General features: G+C 75.0%; 3 protein-coding genes. All 3 read left to right on the plus strand.

Going from position 1 to position 3,223, the window contains the following annotated elements; genetic code table 11:
• The coding region (locus JNW98_RS32665) for a peptidoglycan recognition protein family protein (protein ID WP_223771922.1) at nt 1-754 on the plus strand (754 nt) is incomplete at its 5' end.
• 101 nt (nt 755-855) lie between these two features.
• Nucleotides 856-1,962, plus strand: a complete 1,107-nt coding sequence (manB, locus tag JNW98_RS32670; RefSeq protein WP_223771923.1) for a mannose-1-phosphate guanylyltransferase — start codon at nt 856-858, stop codon at nt 1,960-1,962.
• A 30-nt stretch (nt 1,963-1,992) separates the two neighbouring features.
• Nucleotides 1,993-2,907 (plus strand): DNA-3-methyladenine glycosylase family protein, encoded by a 915-nt coding sequence (locus tag JNW98_RS32675; RefSeq protein ID WP_223771924.1) that lies wholly within the window; start codon nt 1,993-1,995, stop codon nt 2,905-2,907.
• Nucleotides 2,908-3,223: the final 316 nt, after the last annotated feature.

Genomic DNA, 3,223 nt, shown 5'->3' on the forward strand with positions numbered 1-3,223 from the left:
CCCGGCGGAACCCGGCGCCGAGCCCGGCCGGCCGGGCGGGCCCGCCGACGGCACGGACCCCGGCGGCGTGAACGGCGACGCGAACGGCGCGGCCGACTCGGCCGCCGACGACGACACCGACACCGACACCGGCGCCGCCTACGCCGGCCACGCCGGTCCGCGGCCGCGCATCGTCACCCGGGCCGGCTGGGGAGCCGACGAGTCGATCCGCGAACGCGGATTCGTCTATACCAAGAAGGTGAAGGCGGCCTTCGTGCACCACACCGCCTCCGGCAACGGGTACACCTGCGCCCAGTCGCCCTCCGTCATCCGAGGTATCTACCGGTATCACGTCGTCAGCAGCGGCTGGCGGGACATCGGCTACAACTTCCTCATCGACAAGTGCGGGACCGTCTACGAGGGCCGGGCGGGCGGGGTGGCGAAGCCGGTCAAGGGCGCCCATACTCTCGGTTTCAACACGAACAGCATGGGGATCGCCGTACTCGGCACCTATGGGACCACCAGCCCGGCCAAGGCCGCCGTCAACGCCGTGGCCGCCCTCACCGCCTGGAAGCTCGGCCTGTACAACGCCAACCCCCGCGGCACCACGACCCTGGTGTCCGCCGGCGGGAACCTCTTCAAGAAGGGGGCGAAGGTCAAACTCAAGGTCATCTCCGGACACCGCGACGGCTACTCCACCGAATGCCCGGGCGACCGCCTCTACGGCAAGCTCGGCACCGCCCGCAGCGCAGCGGCCCGGCTCCAGGGCCGCTGACCGGCCCGTAGCGGAGGCGCGCCGTCCGCCAGGTCCGCACCGTCTGCATACACTGGCCGCCGTTCACGGCCCGGCCCCACCAGGAAGCAGAGACGAACACGTTGACTGAACCGCATCAGCCGCCTCCGCGCGAAGCGATCCTCCTGGTCGGCGGCAAGGGCACCCGGCTGCGTCCGCTCACCGTGCACACGCCCAAGCCCATGGTCCCGGCGGCGGGGGTGCCCTTCCTCACCCACCAGCTGGCCCGGGCCCGGGCGGCGGGCATCGAGCACATCGTGCTCGCCACCTCCTACCTGGCCGAGGTCTTCGAGCCGTACTTCGGCGACGGCTCGGCGCTCGGCCTGCACCTGGAGTACGTCACCGAGGTCGAACCCCTGGGCACCGGCGGCGCCATCCGCAACGTCGCCCACCGACTGCACTCCGGCCCCGGCGACCCCGTGCTCATCTTCAACGGCGACATCCTCACCGGCCTCGACATCGAGGCCCTGATCTCCACCCACCGCACGGCGGGCGCGGACGTCTCCCTGCACCTCACCCGGGTCGCGGACCCACGGGCGTTCGGGCTGGTGCCCACGGACCCGGACGGGCGCGTCACCGCCTTCCTGGAGAAGCCGCAGACGCCCGAGGAGATCGTCACCGACCAGATCAACGCCGGCGCCTACGTCTTCAACCGGTCCGTGATCGACACCATCCCGGCCGGCCGGCCGGTCTCCGTCGAGCGCGAGACCTTCCCCGGCCTGCTGGCCGACGGCGCCCACCTGCACGGCATGGTCGACTCCACCTACTGGCTGGACCTCGGCACCCCGCAGGCGTTCGTCCGCGGCTCCGCCGACCTCGTCCTCGGCCGCGCCCCCTCCCCGGCGGTCCCCGGCCGCTGCGGCGAGCGGCTGGTGCTGCCCACCGCCGAGGTGGCCCCCGACGCCAAGCTCATGGGCGGCACGGTGATCGGCGCCGGCGCCCGGGTGGAATCCGGCGCCCGGGTCGACGGCAGCACGGTCCTCGACGGCGCGGTCATCGAGGCGGGCGCCTCGGTCCGCGACTCCCTCGTCGGCGCGGGGGCGCGCGTCGGGGCGCGTACGGTCCTGGACGGCGCGGTCGTCGGCGACCACGCGGAGATCGGCCCCGACAACGAGCTCCAGGCGGGCGCCCGGGTGTGGTGCGACGCGCGCATCCCGCGCGGCGCGATCCGCTTCTCGTCGGACCAGTAGGCCGCGTCCTCACAGAGTTACCCTGGCCGGATGGCCACCCGTACCTGGGCCCCGCCGGGCCCCCTCGACCTGGGACGCACCCTCGGCGTCCTGGCGCGCGGCCCCGGCGACCCCGCGTACCGCGTGGCCCCGGACGGCGCCGTCTGGCGCGCCAGTCGCACCCCCGAGGGCCCGGGCACGATCCGTATCGCCGCGCGCGGCGGCGAGGTGCGCGCCGAGGCGTGGGGCCCCGGCGCGGACTGGCTCCTCGACACCCTCCCCGCGCTCCTCGGCGCGGACGACGACCCCGCCGCGTTCGTCCCGCGCCACCGCCTCCTGCACGAGGCGCACCGCCGCCACCCCGGCCTGCGGCTGGCCCGCACCGGGCTGGTGCTCGAGTCGCTGATCCCCTCGATCCTGGAACAGAAGGTCACCAGCGACGAGGCGTACCGCGCCTGGCGGCTGCTCCTCCAGCGGCACGGCGAACCCGCGCCGGGCCCCGCCGACGGGCCCGCCGGCCGCATGCGCGTCATGCCCGACGCCCGCGCCTGGGCCCTCCTCCCCTCCTGGGAGTGGCACCTGGCCGGCGTCGACGGCAAGCGCTCGGCGACCGTCGTCCGCGCGGCCCGCGTGGCCGCCCGCCTCGAAGAGGCCGCCGCGATGGACGCCGAACAGGCCGCCGCCCGCCTCTGCCTCGTCCCCGGCATCGGCCCCTGGACGGCGGCCGAGACCCTCCAGCGCAGCAACGGCGCTCCGGACGCGGTGACCGTCGGCGACCTGCACCTGCCGAAGACGATCGGCTACGCGCTCACCGGTGCCCGGGGCACCGACGACGCCGCCATGCTCTCCCTCCTCGCCCCCTACGCCGGGCAGCGGCACCGTGCCTGCCGCCTCGTCCTCCTGACGGGCGTCCGCCCGGAACGCCGGGCGCCGCGCTTCTCGGTGAACGACATCAGGGGCCTGTAGCCCTCCAGCCCGTCCGGCGCTTGAGGACGCCAGCCCCCTCAGCCCGTCCGGCGCTTGAGGACGCCAGCCCCCTCCAGCCTGTCCGGCGTTTGAGGACAACCGCGCGGAGCGCGGTTTCGGGGGCGCGGGGGCGGAGCCCCTGCGAGAAACGGTGAAAGGGCGGGGCCGGGGCAACCTCCCCTCACCCGCACGGTTGCCGGCGGGCTCGGCCCAGGGGGAGTGTCCCCAGCCCCGCCCCTTCGCCGTTTCCGTGGGGGCAGGCCCCCGCACCCCGCAGCACGCTTCGCGTGCTGTCCTCAAACGCCGGACGGGCTGA

This window comes from Streptomyces huiliensis (assembly GCF_020037025.1).
In the GTDB taxonomy this organism is placed as follows: domain Bacteria; phylum Actinomycetota; class Actinomycetes; order Streptomycetales; family Streptomycetaceae; genus Streptomyces; species Streptomyces huiliensis.